The following is a 14,968-nucleotide window of genomic DNA, read 5'->3' on the forward strand; positions in this document are numbered from 1 at the left end:
GGCCCGTGCCTTGGATCCAGAGGTTTCACCACGCGTGTTTCGCGACGCAAATGCTGCGCACCCTCTCACGCGGGCGCAAAAATTTCGTAACCCGGCTCTGGTCTCCCAAACGTCGTGGAAATTCGCACTCGATTGCGAGATGGGACTGGCCGTCTGCACAACCGTTGATACGGTGTTCCACGTGTCCTCGGCCTCCCGCACACTCCTGGCAGTGGCCCTGGGGCTCGCCCTGGGCTCGGCCATTGGCATCGGTGGCTACACCTTCGCGTACGCGAAGGGCGCGGCCTACCTGCATGACGATCCAGCCGCCTGCGCCAACTGCCACATCATGACCGAGCAGTACGACGGCTGGCGCAAGAGCAGCCACCACGCGGTGGCCACCTGTAACGACTGCCACACGCCGGCAGCGCTGGTGCCCAAGTACCTCAACAAGGCGAGCAACGGCTTCTGGCACTCCTTCTACTTCACCACCGGCACCTTCCCGGACCCCATCCGCATCCGCCCCGCCAACCGGCAGGTGACGGAGAACGCTTGCCGGAACTGCCACGCCAGCCTCGTGGAGAGCATCGAAACGCCCCACGCAGACTCGCTGCAGTGCCTCACCTGCCACAACTCCGTGGGGCACCCCGAAGGCTCCGGGAACCCCGAACTCATCCATCAGGAGGTTGAACGATGACCGAGCCCGAGAAGCAACGGCGCTTCAGCGGCGTCAAGCTGGTGATTGCCGTGGCAGTGGCTGCCGCCCTGGCCGCCGCTGGCGTCACCGCGCTCCTGGTCAACATCATGGAGCGCAAGCAGGAGGCGAAGAATCCCTTCTACCGGGTGGTGGAGCTGGACGACACCATCACCGACCCGGAGGTGTGGGGGCGGAACTTCCCGCTGCAGTACGACAGCTACAAGCGCACGGTGGACCAGAAGCGCACCCGCTATGGCGGCAGTGAAGCCGTGGCGCGCACGCCGTCCCAGGCGGACCCACGCACCGTCGTCGCGCAGAGCCGGCTCGAGGAGGACCCACGGCTGGTGACGATGTGGAGCGGCTACGCCTTCGCCACCGACTTCCGCGAGGAGCGCGGCCACGCGCACATGCTGGACGACCAGGTCTACACCGAGCGCCAGCACGTGACGCAGCAGCCGGGCACCTGCATCCACTGCCACGCCAGCGTGTACGTGCCCTACAAGAAGCTCGGCGACGGCGACCTCATCAAGGGCTTCGAGAAGATGAACCAGATGCCCTTCATGGAGGCGCGCAAGCTGGTGGAGCACCCCGTCTCATGCATCGACTGCCACGACCCCACCACGATGCAGCTGCGCGTGACGCGGCCTGGCTTCATCGAGGGCATCGCCGCGCTCAAGGCCAGCCAGGGTGTTCCCAACTTCCGGGTGAATCAGGACGCGACGCGCCAGGAGATGCGCACGTACGTGTGCGGGCAGTGCCACGTCGAGTACTACTTCAAGGGCAAGGAGAAGCGCCTCACGTACCCCTGGGCCAAGGGCATCAACATCGATCAGATCATGGCCTACTACGACGAGGACGGGCACTCCGACTGGACGCACGAGCTCACGGGCGCCAAGGTGCTGAAGGCGCAGCACCCCGAGTTCGAGATGTACAACCAGGGCATCCACGCGAAGAGCGGCGTGGCCTGCGCGGACTGCCACATGCCGTTCATGCGCGAGGGGGCGATGAAGGTCAGCGACCACCAGGTGCGCAGCCCGCTGCTGAACATCAACCGCGCGTGCCAGACGTGCCACAAGTGGAGCGAGGCGGAGCTGCTCCAGCGCGCGGAGACCATCCAGACGCGCACCTTCGAGACGCGGAACATCGCCATGGATGCGCTGGTGGACCTCATCCATGACATCGAGTCCGCGCAGAAGGCGGGGCTGTCCGACGAGGCGCTCGCCAAGGCGAGAGACCTTCAGAAGCGTGCCCAGTTCTACCTGGACTTCGTGGAGGCGGAGAACTCCATGGGCTTCCACGCGGACCAGGAGGCGGTGCGCATCCTGAGCAACTCCATCAACTTCTCGCGCCTGGGCCAGAACGCGCTGCGCCCCGGTGGTGGCGCCTCCACCAGCCCCACCACGCGGCCTCAAGGCGCTCCGGCGCCGCTGACGCCCGTGTCCGCGGATGGCGCGGGTGAGACGCAGCAGGGTTCGAAGTAGGCACGGCGAGCGGAAGCGGGAGGTGCCGCTTCCGCCGTCCGCCGAAGCGGCTACTCGGCGCGCACCCAGTACTGGGTGCGGCCCAGCAGCGACATGCCGACGTAGCCGCGGACCTTCAGCTTCTTGCCGCCATCCTCGACGGCGACCTTGCACTTGTAGGTCTTGCCATTCGCCGGGTCGAGGATGCTCCCGCCGGACCACTCGTCATCATCCTTCTTCAGGTCGCGAAGGATGGTCATCCCGATGATGGGCTGGTTCTTCAGCGAGCCCTCGCACTTGTCGCAGAGCGGGTTCTGCTCTTCCTTGGGCTCGCGGAAGAGCTTCTCGATCTTCCCGTACAGCTTGCCGTTCTCCTCGTAGATGGCGATGACGGACTTGGGCTTCTTCGTCTCGTCATCAATGGTCGTCCACCGGCCAACGGCGGCATTGGTCGCGGCGGGGGCCTTGTCCTCGGCGAAGGCGTTCGAGGCCAGCAGCAGGGTCAGGGAAGCGAGTCCAAACCAGCGGGTTGCGTTCATCTCTTGGTGTCCTTCCGCGCGGGGGCTCACGCAGGAGGCCCCATGCGTCCAAGCCCCGCATCACTTCGTTTGTACTCCACCGCCGTGCCGGCACGCAGCCCTTCCTGGCACGCGGTGCGCCGCTCAAACGTGCCGCCTCGCGTCATGGCTGTCTCATCGCGGTGTTATCGAAGCCGCCCAGGCGCTCCCAGGAGCAGACTCGACGGAGGAATGCGGGTTTCTCCGGCGTTGCACCTCGAGACATGAGCGTGTACCCCAGCGGCGCGCCGTGTCCTCGCGGTGTCCAATTCTGGAGGCTCCGCCTGACGCTCGCCGCCACTGCCCGCCCTCGCCCCCGCGTGCTCGCCGATGCGCTCGCGCGTTCCCGGGCCCACGACGTGGCGCTCGTGCTCGGCGGCGCGCTGCTCACGGCGGGGCTCGCGCAGGTCTCAATATCGGTACCCGGTTCACCTGTTCCCATCACGGGGCAGTCCCTGGGCGTCATCGTCGCTGCCGCGGCGCTCGGCCCCATGCGAGGCATGGCCGCGCAGCTCCTGTACCTCCTGATGGGCGCGGTGGGCCTGCCGTTCTTCGCGGAAGGCGCCAGCGGCCTGGAACGCATCCTGGGGGCAACCGGTGGCTACCTGGTCGGCTTCGTTCCAGCCGCCATCCTGGTGGGGCTCGCGGCGCAGCGTGGATTCGACCGGCGGCCGTGGACCGCGCTGCCGCTCTTTGCCGTGGGGCAGCTGGCCGTCTTCGCGGTCGGCCTGCCCTGGCTTGTCCTGTCCGCCCGGCTCGGCGTGGCCAAGGCCGTTGGCGTCGGCTTCACCCCCTTCCTTCCTGGAGGGCTCCTCAAGGCCGCCATCGCCGCCGTGCTGCTGCCCCTCGCGTGGCGGCTGGTGGGGCCGCGCAAGGTCTGACGCCTCGACGTCAGCCCCGTGCTTCGTCGCCGACGCGCAGGTGAAGAAGGCGGCCAGCGAACTCATCGACCGCTGAATCGGTGGCCTCGGGCATCTCCCGCGCGTCCCACTGGCGTGGAACGTTCGGTGCTTGAACGGCCCCCGCGCCGCAACGCCAGGAGCCCGAGGAGCGCCGCGGCAATGACAAGCGCCCCAGCCAGTCCAGACACCATGGGCGAACCATCCTCGCGAGGCGCGGCGGCCACCAGCGCGGCGTCGCCGAGCACCACCAGCCCTGCCCAGGCCGCAGGTGGCAGACCCGCGTCGATGGCCTCGAGCTGTGCGGCCCGCAGCGCCGCGGAGACACTCAAGCCCGTAGCCAGGTGCCGGTAGAAATGCTCCACCAGGTCCGCCGCTTCCGCGTCGCGCAACGGCCACAAGCTAGCCACCACCGCGCTCGAGCCCGCCTCGAAGAAGGCCCGCGCGAGGCTCAGCACGCCCTCTCCCGGAAGCACCGCTCCGGAGGCGCTGCGGCACGCGGACAGCACCACCAGCGCGCCATCGAGATGCAGCCGGATGATTTCGCGCGGCTGGAGAATGCCGTCCTCGTCCTCCGCGCCCGGGGCGAGCACGAGCGCGGAGCGCTCCGGCGCTTCGGCATCCACCACGGCGTGCGCCGCCATGTGCAGCACCCGGACCAGCGATAGGTCCGCGCTCTTGAGCGCCCGCTCAGAGGCTTCCGTGCCCACCAGCAGCCGGGGGACGACGCGGGTGTCTCGCAGCTCTCGCTCCACCCCGAGCCCTTCGCGACGAGCCTCGGGCAGCGCGCCGAGCTGCGCGGCCTCGTCGAAGATTCCAGCCCGAGAGCGCGCCGCCGGCCGCGACACACCCTGTCCCAGGGCCCACTCAGGGTCCGCCAGCACCAGCGCCTCACCGACAGGCGTGAATGGGGCCTCCCCGTGCCAGTGCCGCCACAAGCTCGCCGAGGGCACCAGGGCCAGTTCGTAGCGAGCGACCAGGGGTGGCCCATCCCGACGCTCCCGCAGCGCGGCGAAGGGCAGGTCATGCAGCGGCCCGTCCGGAACCAACAGCAGCCGCCGCACCGTGGGTGGCAACCCCGCGAGCGCCGGGCCGAGCAGCTGCGCATGAAGCGCCACCGCCGCGCCGCGTTCGGAGTCATCCCTGCGCTCGACGAGCCCGGAGAACAGCGTGGCCGCCGCCGCGAGCCGCGTACGCTCGGGGATGCGATGGACGTGGGTTCCCTCCCGTGTCACCACGAACAGCCACGCACCACCCGCCGACGTTCCGGAGAGGTCCTCGTCGTCCCCCACGAGGAAGACCAGCAGCGCCTCGTCCTCCCTCAGCCCCTCCTCCACGGACGCCAGTGAGGCGAACTCCTGCACACTCTTGTGAGGCGCTGGGCGCAGGTCCCGCTCGCGGTGCTCCAACGCCTGGAGTTCATTCAGGGCCGCCTCGCGTCCAGCGCTCGTCAGCGACGGGTCCAAGAGCTGGCGTTGGACCACCACCAGCCGCGATTGCACCTCGCTTCGTTGCGCCCGGCGCTCGGGCGTGTCCCCGGAGTCCGCGCGTGCTCGGAAGGCGACCAGGGAATCGAGCAACGTCCTCGCCCGGAGCCGTTCGCTCACGGCGAAGGCCCGCGACACAGCCTCCCTGAAGGGAAGCGTGGCGGGCTTGCCCGTTGCCCCGCCAGCCTCCAACGTCCACCCCGCGAGCCGGTGGTAGTCGCGGGCCCACGTCGCGAACAGCTCCGCCTGGCTGGAGGCGTCACTCTGCGTCTGGCGCAGGGCCTCCAGCGCGTCCAGGGCGCGCTCGGCATGCTCCAGTGCCTGGGGCAATGGCTGTGTCCGGTACGCCACCGTGCTGCGGCCTCGAAGGGCCAGCGCATGGAACAGAGGGTCGTTTCCTTCGGAGACCAGTCGCAGTGACGCCTCCGAGTCCTGAATGGCTCCCGCCGGGTCCACGCCTGCCCGCCGCTCCGCGCGCGTCCAGAGACACGCCAGCCGCCGCTCGTCCGAATCCAGCGACTCCGCGAGCGCCATGCAGCGCTCCAGGAGCGCGACCGCCTCACGGTGCTCCTCCGGGGTGTCTCCCAACAGGTCCGCCGTGAGACGCACCGCCCGGGCCACCAGCGTTGGGTTCCCCGCCCTCTCCGCGGCGGCCATGGCCTGCCGCGCCAGGACCAACGCTCGCGCCCGGTCCGTCGGCACATGGTCACGCTCGAGCCGCCGCAGCGCGACGTTGGCGAGCGTGAAGCGCGCATGCGCTTCCAGGAAGAGGTCGCCAGTGCTCCGGGTCAACTCCACCAGCCGGGCATTGACGTCCGAGGCCTCCTCCAACCGGCCCAGCCGCTCGCTCACCGTACTCATGACGGACAGGTACTGCTTCTTCAGCCCTTCCGCGCCGTCCGGGAAGACGAGCGGCTCGGCGCGCTTGAGCACACGGAAGGCCCGGCCCAGGTCGAGCTCCACCTCATAAAGCTGGCTGGCCTCGACGATGAGCGCGCGTGCGTGGAGCTCCGGCCGGCCGGAGGCGCTCGCCACCTCCACCACGCGCCGCGTCCAATCCCAGGCCTCCTCGGTTCGTCCTTGAGCCAGGAGGATGGCGCGCAGGTTGATGGCCGCCAGCACCTCGCCCTCCGCATCCTGGAGCCGGCGGAACGTCTGCGCCGCGCGAAGATAGGGACCTTCCGCCTCCTTGCCGCTGGACAGCATCCCGACATGCCCGAGCACCAGGGGCAGCCAGCCATGCTCAGGGTGACGCTCCATCAAGGCCGTCAGCTCGCGCACCACAGCGTCACGAGCGGAAGTGACCTGGGCACACTGGTAGAAGCACATCGCCGCCTCGCGGCCCTCTGGCTGCGAGGCGAAGCGCGCCCGGCACGACTCGAGCGAGGGAGGCTGGGGACGGCCTGACGCCGCGGAGAAGGCCAGGGCCGGACACACCGAGAGAATGGCCCCCATCAGGAAGGAGAGGAGCCTTCTGTTGCTGCATTCGGACCGGTGCCTCCGGAGCGGCACGTCAGCGGGTGGGCGGAGGCGGCGGGTCGACGGGCTCGCACTTGAGCGTCACCGGCCCGGGGGGAGGGGGCGGAGGCCTGGGCATCGGAACCAGCTCGAAATAGCAAACGAGGGCTCCAGTCCAGGAGGCAGGCTCCACAACGGACCAACGCTCCACCGTCACCGCCGCCGCGGAGAGGGTTTCCGCGCTCACCGTGGCGATGGCGCGCGCGAACACCGGGGCCTCGGAGGGGGTCCGGTAGGTCAGGCGCAGGGGCGTATCCTGGTCCACCACCCCCGTGGTCTGCGCGACGACGACACCGGAGTGGTCGAGGAGCTGGAGCGTCACGGTCTGGCTTTGGCCCGTGCGGACGCCCGTCTCCACCACCGAGGCCACCACCAGGTCGCGCGGCTCTCCGTAGCTGAAGGCCGTCTTCACCGCGCGGGTGACGGGGACCGACTGGCTCCAGGCCTGCCCTGCCCCTCCGGCCACTCCCATCAGGAGCGCCACCAGTCCTGCTCGCATCCACCGCCGTGTCTTCATGCCCAGCTCCGTTCTCATGAGGTCGCCCTTGGACTTCGGACCGCGCGCTTCACTCCAACCGGTTGACGAACGTGGCGCCGCGAAGCACCTGCCCGTCCGGCAACCGCGCTTCCACCTGCCACAGCAACGTCGTTCCCGGTTGCAACGGCGCCAGCACCTCGGCGGGCACCCGGTACTCACGCGTCTCCAGCGATTCCACGCGGTGGACCCAACTCAGGTCCTCCGTGGACAACCGCACCGACCAACGGGTTCCCTCGGGACCGCCGCTCCAGCGCAGCACACAGGCGTCGCGCTTGAGAGGCACCGCCTCTGGCACCTGGGAGACGACCGCCGCCGCATCGCCGCCACGCAGCCGCGGCACTTCGGGCTCATCCCGCATCACCACGCCCACGACGATGAGGGCCAGGGCCGCGGTCGCCGCCACACCCCACAGGGGCTGGCTCCACGCGAGGCGGAAGCGGCGCTTCTGCCGCGCGTCACCGTCTCGGCGCCGGGTGCGCGAACTGTCCGCTGGGGGCTCCACGGGAGGCGCGGCCTCCGCGGCGGAGCGCGTCAGCTCGTTCGCGAGCCGCCAGGCCGCCGCCCAGGCCGGGTCCGCCGCCACACGCTCGACGACCGCGCGGCGCTCCTCGGCGGGCAGCTCGCCGCTCACCGCGCGCCAGACGAGGTCCGCATCCACCGGCGCCTCCGCGCGCTCCACCGGGTCCTCGGCACGCACGGCGGCGCGCAGACGTTCTACGGCGGCATCATCGGGCTTCGTCTCGTCGCGTCCTCGCTCGCTCACGGCTCGAATCCCTTCGTGGAGAGGCACAGGCGCAGCGCGGCCAGGCCGCGGTAGATGAGGTTCTCGGTGCGCTTGTCGTCCCAGCCCAACAACCGCGCGGACTCCGGCACGCTGTGGCCTTGCAGGAACAGCGTCACCGCCAGCCGGCGGTCCTGGACCAGCTTGCGCAGACAGTCGCGCACGGCCTGGGCAATCTGGGAGCCGCCCGCGGCCTTCTCCGGGTCGCCCGATGCCACCGGCTGCTCGGGCAGCGACTCCACCTCTTCCAGTTGGACCTCACGTCGGCGTGACACGTTGCGCAACTCGTCCACCAGCGCCGTGTATGCGACGCGGTACAGGTAGGCGGAGGTCAACCGGCTGCGGTCCGGCTCGCGCCGCTGCAACTCCATGACGCGCATCATGGCCGTCTGCACCAGGTCATCGCGGCGATCGGCCATCCGGGGCGGACACACCCGGGCCACCGCACGGGCCAGGTCTTCTCGCAGCCGCTCCAGCACGTCCGAGGGGAGAGAGACCATGGCCTGTGCCGGCCTGTGTCGTGGCTCCACGTGGAAGTTCCTCCGAGGTGCATTCATGGTCATCGAAAGGTCCCTCCCACGGCAAGTGAGGTGGCAAACGTGAGGCGCCCCCTGGAAGGCGATGCGCTCCGCGATTCAGGGAGGCCGGACGACTACGGCAGGGCTGCATCCCAGACGAGGATGCGCGGCCGCGTGTCGGCGTCGGTGAGGCGCATCCGGCGCATGGCGGAGTCGAGTCCCCAAGTGAGCGTGGCATTGGAATGGGCCGTCGTGGGCGTCTTGCCACCCGAACGGAGGGCGGGATTTTTTCCCCTCACTTCACCCGTACGATTTCCGGCGAGTGCGTCTGGGTCGGGCGCTACGACAAGGCCCGGTGGTATCGCCTGGAGTGGCAAACCCACCGGGCCGCGGCCCCGCCATGCGCACCGGCACCAACAGGGACTTCTGACGCGGACAGCCCGGCGAGCAGGACGAAAACCGCTGGTCGCGAGGCAGCGGCCTCCGTCACTGGTTGGCCAGCGCCGTTCGCAGGCTGTCGAGCAGGTAGGAGTTGAGTTCCTCGCTCGACAGCTTGGGCTCCTCCCGGAGTCGGGCCCGGGCGAACTGCTGCCACTCGTGCAGCTCTCGCGGCGTCGGCTCGCGCTTCATGTTCGCCGGCATCCCCCGGTAGGCGTGGAACATGAACTCGTAGGCCTCCCGGATGAAGCGCTCGATGTTGAGCACCGCGGGCTTGCTCATGCCCGTCAGCTCGTTACGCACCGCATCCCGGATGGCGTACTTGAGCTCCTCCGGAGTGATGTCCGGGTTCTCCCGCCGCTTCTCCGCCGAGAAGGCGCGCCAGGACTGCATCTCCTCGTCCGTGGGGGCACGAGACGCTCCCAGGTAGCACAGCGACACCCAGCCAATGGACTCCATGATGAAGCCATCGATGTTCGCGGGAGACAGGGTGTCCATCCCCAGCGCCTGCGCCCGGATGGCGTCGGTGATGGCGTGTCTGAGCTCTTCCGGCGTCATCTTCGGGTTCTCGGCGAGCTTCGCGGTGGCGAAGGCACGCCAGTGCGCCATCTCCGCCGGAGAGGCGTGGCGCGTCTTGCCCTCGTAACACATCGAGACCCACCCGATGGCGTCTTCGATGAAGCGTTCGATGTTCGCGGGCGACGCGGAGTCCGTGCCTGTCATCTTCGCGCGGAGGGTATCGGTGATGGCGTACTTGAGCGCCACGGGAGACATCTCCGGGTCCTCCCGCAGCTTCTCCGCCGCGAAGGCGCGCCAGTACGTCAGCTCCGCTGGGGAGGCATGACGCTCCTTGCCCTGGTAGCAGAGCGTGACCCACTTCACGGCGTCATCGATGAACTTGTCGACGTTCTCCGGTGACGTCGAGTCCATCTTCATCACCTTCGCCCGCACCGCGTCGATAATGGCGTACTTGAGTTCGTCCGGCTGGATATCGGGGTTCTCCCGCTTCTTCTCGGCGGCGAAGGCGCGCCAATGGCGCATGTCTTCTTCGGTGGCGTTACGCGACGTCCCCTCGTAGCACCAGGTCACCCAGCCGATGGCTCCGGAGATGTACAGGTCGATGTTCTCGACCGTCGCGACATCCAGCCCGTCCCGCTCGAGCCGCAGCTCGTTCGCGATGGCGGCGCGGACCTGCTCGGCGGTGATTTTGGGGTCGTTGGCGCGAAGCTCACGCGCGAAGCCCAGCCACTTGGACCGCTCCGGTCCGCGCGGCCACCGGTCACCCTGGAAGATTTCCCGGTAGGCCTCATCGATGCAGCGCGCCATGCGCTCATCGGTCAGCAGGCCCAGCAGAGAGGGGAGCACCTCCCTCGCATGGGCCGCCTGCTGCAGGGCGTTGGAAGGGCCCAGGGACTCGATGTTGTAGTGGCGGGCAGCCGCGACCGGCGCGGCACGCTGGGCCGGAATCACCGAGCCGAGCAGGTCCACGAACGCGCGGGCGGAGTTCATGTCCGCCATGCTGCGGACCTTGGACGCGGAGACAGAAGGCAGACGCTCACCAATGCTCGTCATGAATCCCCCGGGCGAATGCGCTCTCATTGCCTCGGGTGGATTAAGAGGCCGGGCCGGGGGGCGATAGGCCCTCTCTCAAGAAATGGCATCTGCCGGCGCGGGCCCCCCTTCGTGGACTTCGTGGTGAAGGCGTTCAGGCGCCAGAACCGGGCTCGAAAGCGCTCCGCGGGTTGACCGCATCAACCGACGGACCGGTGCCTTCAGTCGCAGTACCTGTACATCGTCCCCAATGAGCATCCCGGGCGCTTGCCGGGCCCCTTGCAGAACGGTCCTTCCTTCTTCGCCTTGTCCTTGGCGATGACAGCCTGAAGGCTGTCTCCCTGGGTCCAGTAGAGGCACGCGTACACCGGCCCCACCGCCGGGCAACAACCGCAGCCACAGGCTTCATACGTATCGCCGACATCGGGCGGAGCGCCCTGGGCCGTAATGGGGTGAGGCATCGGGGCGTTACACCCCAACGTGAACGCCAGGAGCACTCGCAACGCACGCATGTGGGGACAATAGGGGGCACCGCGCGGGCGTGCCCATCCGCCAGTTGCCTGACAGCCGCTTTGCGGGTGTCACACCCATCCGGTATGGAACGCGCATGACTCGCCCGACCTCATCGACGGATTTCGATCCACAACTGGCCCCCCTCCTCCCGCCGCTGAAGGGGTATGTGCCCTTGCAGATGACGTTGGAGCAGCTCGAGCACTTCCGCCGGTTGAGCCATGTGACTCGGGAAACGCTGATTGGCGACGCGCAGGTCAGCTGCGTTGACTACAGCATCCCCGGATACCAGGGCGCCGAAATCGTGGTCTCGGTCATTGCCCGGCAAGGCCACTCGGTTCCCGGTCCCGCCGTCTATCACATCCATGGCGGCGGCATGGTGATGGGCACCCGCTTCGCGGGGGCGAAGCCGCTCGTGGATTGGGCGCTCCGCCATGATGCCGTCTGTGTCACCGTCGAGTACCGGCTGGCGCCCGAGCATCCAGCGCCCACCCTGGTGGAGGACTGCTACGCCGGCCTGGCGTGGATGGCGGCAAACGCGGACATGCTCCGGTTTGATCCGAATCAGTTGGTCATCTTCGGCGGGAGCGGCGGCGGAGGGCTCGCGGCGGGCACCACGCTTCTGGCTCGGGACCGGAAGGGCCCTCGGCTGCTGGGCCAACTTCTGCAATGCCCGATGCTGGATGACCGGAACGAGACGGAATCCGCACACCGATACGATGGCGTCGGCGTCTGGGACCGCACCAGCAATCTGACCGCCTGGAGAGCCGTGCTGGGAGACCGCTGTGGAGGCCCCGAGGTGTCACCGTATTCCGCGCCCGCGCGAGCATCGGACTTGAGCGGACTGCCTCCCACCTTCATCGACGTCGGAGGAGCGGAGACGTTTCGAGATGAAGCTGTCGCCTATGCCCGCGGAATCCTGTCGGCGGGTGGTGAGTGCGAGCTGCACGTCTGGGGCGGAGCCTTCCATGGCTTCTATGACATCGCCCCGCAGTCCGACCTGGCGCGCGCATGCATCGCGGCACGCGATGCGTGGATTGCACGGATGTTCGCCCGCGGCGCCATGAGCCCGTGTCCTCCGTAATGAAAATGAAGTTGGCTCAACGCGCTGCTGGCGGGCCGTGCATCTGAGGCGCCTGCCACACCGTCATCGTTGCCCTACGGCTCCCCCCTCTTGCTTCCAGGAAATCCCCCCATGTTCCATGCGCACCGCGTCCCACGAGTCCTGGTCTTCGCCCTGCTCCCGGTCCTCTCCGCCTGTTCCTCTTCCGAATGCACGGAGAACCGCGACTGCGCGTCCCGCGGACCGGACATCGTCTGTGTGGAGGAGACTTGCGTTCAGGCCGCCTTGCCCGACGCGGGAACCGTCGACGCAGGCGTGGAAGACTCCGGGGTGGACGCGGGTTCAACGGACCCGGGCTCGGATGACGGTGGCGTGGACGCAGGCTCGGGCGATGCCGGCGCTCCGGACTCGGGCACAGATGCTGGGAGTTCCGCGCCAGAGGCTTCGCTGCGCATCACGGAGATCAACCCGTACGTCCAGCAGGAACTCATCGAGCTGGTGGCCGTCACCGGCGGTTCACTGACGGGCATCTCCCTCAAGGAGCTCACCAACTCCGACTTCACCTTCACCTTCCCCCAGGGCTACACGGTGGAGACGGGCGCGGTGTTGGTCCTCCACCTTCGCGGCGCCTGCACGGATGCCCCTGGGAACCCGGCCTCCTGTGGCCAGGCCGCCCCATTCACCGCCGGGGCATGGGACTTCAGCATGCCGGGCTCGCTGAGCTACTCCGGCAAGGTCTTCGAACTCTTCGCGTCGGATGGCACTCCCATTGACGGCGTTCCATTCGTCCGAGCCTCCGGGGAGATGCCGTCCAACATCGTCGCCGCGGTCCAGCGCCTGCAGGCAGACCGGGTCTGGGACCCGACGCCTTGTGTGCATGACCTCCAGACCGGGTTCGCCCGTGACCGGTACTGCCGCAACATCGCTGTGGACTGGTCCAACATGAACGCGGACGCCAACGTCATGCGCATCGCCGGGGACTCGCCGCTGACGACGCCCGGGACTCGGTCGCAGTGGAGTGGCCCCCTGCCCTCACGCTGGGGCACCTACTAGCGAGGCCGGCTCCGGATGCCGCAAGGCGAGACCATGTCGCGGCACTGACGCTCGTATCATGCGCCTCGCATGACTCCCGCCGAGGCGCAGTAGGGGAAGAAGCCCATGCCGTAGCGCGTCTCGCCTTCTGAGGCCCCGCGTGCGGCATGGGCCCCCTGACAGGCGCCCTCATGTCGGCGAGACGGGGGCCGGTGCGTTGCCCTTGAGCAAGGTCAGCAGTCCGGCGAGCAGCCCGACCCCAGGCGAGCCACCCAGGAGCGCTGCCCCCAGGATGATCCGCTCGTAGTCGTCCCCTGTCGGTGCGCCCGACGCTTTGGGGCCACTGAACATCCACAGATAGGCGGATACGCCCACCACCACCGTGGCGGCTCCGGAAATCAGCAGGAACCACTTCCACGAGCCGCGCCCCTTTCTCACCGCGAACAGGTGGATGAGGAGTGACACGACCCCGAGCACGCCCCCGCCAAAGAGCGCCAGAAAGAAAGCCCCGATGACGAACATTCCCATGGCGCGGCATCCTAGACCTCCACCCCGCGTCTGGACACTGCGGGTCAGGGGGGAAGCCATCCACGTGGGGAGGCACGCATCTCACGATGACTGACAGCGTGCGCGACGATTTCCAGAGCATGGACGAGTTCGTGCTCCGCTCCCGAAACCCCGCTTCCCGTCGCCACCCGAACCTCAGCAACGCGAGCCCCGCGCGCGTCCCCGTGGTGCAGGACGCGCTGGATGGAGACAAGCTCCTCTCCCTCCGCCCGAGACGGACAGCGATGTCCATGGGGCCCCGTTCAACTCGCCAACGCGGCCGGTTACCACACGTAGTGCTACTCACGTGAAGAGCCCAACGCCGCGAAGCCCCACGGCTTGAGACTGTCTATTGATGGGTAGGAGTGCCGCGTCGTGACGAGCACCAGCCTCACGTGAGACTTCAAATTGGCGGCGCCCCGTCCGGCGGAAACCACACCGCCGGATTCGTCAGGTTGACGGCTGCGCATGACGTTCGCGCCTGCACAGCGATGAATGGTGGCGCGCCGGCCAGAAGCGCGCAGAACCGAGGGAGGCCTGCTCCCGCGAGGACTTCGTTCCACCACCCAGCCCACCCAACTGAGCCGCGGTCAGTCAGGCGCGGAGGGCCCGCGATCTTTTTCCGACCGACCGATGATTTTCGGCGGCCATGGCGGTCCAACCCTCAAAACCGCTTCACGGAGAACCCCATGACCACGGCGACCCCTACCGAACTCCAGCACGTCACCCCGGCAACCCGCCTGCTGTCGGGCGCGCAGTCCTCCTCGAAGAAGGCCCTGTGGACGGGACGCGTCCTAAGCGGCATCGCCGTCCTCTTCCTGCTGTTCGATGCCACCGGGAAATTGCTCCAGATTCCCGAGGCCCGGCAGGGAACGGTGGAGCTCGGCTACCCCGTGAGCGTGCTCTTCGGCTTGGGAGTCGTTCAGTTGGTGTGCCTCGCGGTGTATCTCATTCCCCGGCTCTCGGTGCTGGGGGCCATCCTGTGGACGGGCTATCTCGGAGGCGCGGTCGCCACCCATGTCCGGGTCGGCAACCCGCTCTTCTCCCACATGCTCTTCCCCGTCTACGTCGCGACGCTGCTCTGGCTGGGGCTCTGGCTGCGCGACGCGCGGCTCCGCGCCGTCCTGCCGGGCCGGGCCACGTCGCCAAAGGCTTCAGGCCGCCCTGGCGCGGAACCGTAGCCCGCTCTTCCCGCCAGGCCCCTGGCTGCCTGGTTCCGAGAGAAGAACGGCCCCTGGGCTCGTGAGGCAGGAAGCCCGGGCTCGTCCTCTTCGCCCTGAACGGGATACTACGGCCACTCCATACAATTGGTGCCTCGCTGCACAGCGATTGGCGATGGCGTGCTGTGTTCCGTTCGAGAGGCGAGCCTCTGTCCGATGTCCGGCACGACCCGG

14 protein-coding genes are annotated in these 14,968 nt (G+C 68.4%); 6 read left to right on the plus strand and 8 right to left on the minus strand.

Annotation, left to right across the window (positions count from 1 at the left end; genetic code table 11):
* Window positions 1–172: 172 nt before the first annotated feature.
* Together nrfH and FL344_RS03480 are read left to right on the plus strand one after the other, a co-directional pair.
* Window positions 173–676: a cytochrome c nitrite reductase small subunit gene (gene nrfH / locus FL344_RS03475; RefSeq protein ID WP_141617564.1), complete on the plus strand. Its 504-nt coding sequence runs from the start codon at window positions 173–175 to the stop codon at window positions 674–676.
* A complete protein-coding gene (locus FL344_RS03480; protein ID WP_141617511.1) occupies window positions 673–2,157 on the plus strand; it encodes an ammonia-forming cytochrome c nitrite reductase subunit c552 in 1,485 nt (494 codons plus the stop codon). The genes nrfH and FL344_RS03480 overlap by 4 nt, the downstream gene beginning before the upstream one ends.
* 50 nt (window positions 2,158–2,207) lie before the next feature.
* On the opposite strand, the gene FL344_RS03485 is transcribed toward FL344_RS03480, so the two are convergent.
* Window positions 2,208–2,675 carry a DUF2147 domain-containing protein gene (locus FL344_RS03485; protein ID WP_011552285.1) on the minus strand — a complete coding sequence of 156 codons (468 nt, stop codon included), beginning with the start codon at window positions 2,673–2,675 and terminating at the stop codon, window positions 2,208–2,210.
* 242 nt (window positions 2,676–2,917) lie between these two features.
* Between FL344_RS03485 and FL344_RS03490 the strand changes: the two genes are divergently transcribed.
* Window positions 2,918–3,574, plus strand: coding sequence for a biotin transporter BioY (locus tag FL344_RS03490; RefSeq protein WP_141617512.1), 657 nt, complete (start codon window positions 2,918–2,920; stop codon window positions 3,572–3,574).
* Between the two features lie 62 nt (window positions 3,575–3,636).
* On the opposite strand, the gene FL344_RS03495 is transcribed toward FL344_RS03490, so the two are convergent.
* The 6 genes from FL344_RS03495 to FL344_RS03525 form a co-directional block, all read right to left on the minus strand.
* Complete coding sequence (locus FL344_RS03495) at window positions 3,637–6,534, minus strand: CHAT domain-containing protein (RefSeq protein WP_228564751.1); 2,898 nt, start codon at window positions 6,532–6,534, stop codon at window positions 3,637–3,639.
* Between the two features lie 58 nt (window positions 6,535–6,592).
* Window positions 6,593–7,132 (minus strand): hypothetical protein, encoded by a 540-nt coding sequence (locus FL344_RS03500; RefSeq protein ID WP_228557784.1) that lies wholly within the window; start codon window positions 7,130–7,132, stop codon window positions 6,593–6,595.
* A 31-nt stretch (window positions 7,133–7,163) separates the two neighbouring features.
* A complete protein-coding gene (locus tag FL344_RS03505; protein WP_228564752.1) occupies window positions 7,164–7,898 on the minus strand; it encodes a hypothetical protein in 735 nt (244 codons plus the stop codon).
* The gene (locus FL344_RS03510; RefSeq protein WP_141589381.1) at window positions 7,895–8,416 is read right to left on the minus strand and encodes an RNA polymerase sigma factor; all 522 of its coding nucleotides are present in this window, start codon (window positions 8,414–8,416) and stop codon (window positions 7,895–7,897) included. The genes FL344_RS03505 and FL344_RS03510 overlap by 4 nt, the downstream gene beginning before the upstream one ends.
* 504 nt (window positions 8,417–8,920) lie before the next feature.
* Entirely contained in the window at window positions 8,921–10,444 is a 1,524-nt protein-coding gene (locus FL344_RS03520; RefSeq protein WP_228564753.1) for a hypothetical protein, read from the minus strand.
* 200 nt (window positions 10,445–10,644) lie between these two features.
* Window positions 10,645–10,935, minus strand: coding sequence for a hypothetical protein (locus tag FL344_RS03525; protein WP_194862981.1), 291 nt, complete (start codon window positions 10,933–10,935; stop codon window positions 10,645–10,647).
* Window positions 10,936–11,030: 95 nt separating this feature from the next.
* Here FL344_RS03525 and FL344_RS03530 point away from each other — a divergent pair, with 95 nt between their 5' ends.
* Window positions 11,031–12,017 (plus strand): alpha/beta hydrolase, encoded by a 987-nt coding sequence (locus tag FL344_RS03530; protein ID WP_141617517.1) that lies wholly within the window; start codon window positions 11,031–11,033, stop codon window positions 12,015–12,017.
* Between the two features lie 111 nt (window positions 12,018–12,128).
* A complete protein-coding gene (locus tag FL344_RS03535) occupies window positions 12,129–13,049 on the plus strand; it encodes a hypothetical protein (RefSeq protein ID WP_141617518.1) in 921 nt (306 codons plus the stop codon).
* Window positions 13,050–13,217: 168 nt separating this feature from the next.
* Here FL344_RS03535 and FL344_RS03540 read toward each other — a convergent pair whose 3' ends face one another.
* Window positions 13,218–13,556 (minus strand): hypothetical protein, encoded by a 339-nt coding sequence (locus tag FL344_RS03540; RefSeq protein ID WP_141617519.1) that lies wholly within the window; start codon window positions 13,554–13,556, stop codon window positions 13,218–13,220.
* 707 nt (window positions 13,557–14,263) lie between these two features.
* Between FL344_RS03540 and FL344_RS03545 the strand changes: the two genes are divergently transcribed.
* Window positions 14,264–14,755, plus strand: a complete 492-nt coding sequence (locus FL344_RS03545; protein ID WP_141617520.1) for a DoxX family protein — start codon at window positions 14,264–14,266, stop codon at window positions 14,753–14,755.
* The last annotated feature ends 213 nt before the right edge of the window (window positions 14,756–14,968 follow it).

It is taken from the genome of Myxococcus sp. AB036A (assembly GCF_006547355.1).
Classification (GTDB): domain Bacteria; phylum Myxococcota; class Myxococcia; order Myxococcales; family Myxococcaceae; genus Myxococcus; species Myxococcus virescens.

Bases quoted from the DNA above. Each gene is read 5' to 3' on its own strand.
- FL344_RS03480 (WP_141617511.1), top strand. From the start codon at position 673: ATGACCGAGCCCGAGAAGCAACGGCGCTTCAGCGGCGTCAAGCTGGTG.
- FL344_RS03485 (WP_011552285.1), bottom strand. From the start codon at position 2,675: ATGAACGCAACCCGCTGGTTTGGACTCGCTTCCCTGACCCTGCTGCTG.
- FL344_RS03490 (WP_141617512.1), top strand. From the start codon at position 2,918: ATGAGCGTGTACCCCAGCGGCGCGCCGTGTCCTCGCGGTGTCCAATTC.
- FL344_RS03495 (WP_228564751.1), bottom strand. From the start codon at position 6,534: ATGGGGGCCATTCTCTCGGTGTGTCCGGCCCTGGCCTTCTCCGCGGCG.
- FL344_RS03500 (WP_228557784.1), bottom strand. From the start codon at position 7,132: ATGAGAACGGAGCTGGGCATGAAGACACGGCGGTGGATGCGAGCAGGA.
- FL344_RS03510 (WP_141589381.1), bottom strand. From the start codon at position 8,416: ATGGTCTCTCTCCCCTCGGACGTGCTGGAGCGGCTGCGAGAAGACCTG.
- FL344_RS03520 (WP_228564753.1), bottom strand. From the start codon at position 10,444: ATGACGAGCATTGGTGAGCGTCTGCCTTCTGTCTCCGCGTCCAAGGTC.
- FL344_RS03525 (WP_194862981.1), bottom strand. From the start codon at position 10,935: ATGCGTGCGTTGCGAGTGCTCCTGGCGTTCACGTTGGGGTGTAACGCC.
- FL344_RS03530 (WP_141617517.1), top strand. From the start codon at position 11,031: ATGACTCGCCCGACCTCATCGACGGATTTCGATCCACAACTGGCCCCC.
- FL344_RS03535 (WP_141617518.1), top strand. From the start codon at position 12,129: ATGTTCCATGCGCACCGCGTCCCACGAGTCCTGGTCTTCGCCCTGCTC.
- FL344_RS03540 (WP_141617519.1), bottom strand. From the start codon at position 13,556: ATGGGAATGTTCGTCATCGGGGCTTTCTTTCTGGCGCTCTTTGGCGGG.
- FL344_RS03545 (WP_141617520.1), top strand. From the start codon at position 14,264: ATGACCACGGCGACCCCTACCGAACTCCAGCACGTCACCCCGGCAACC.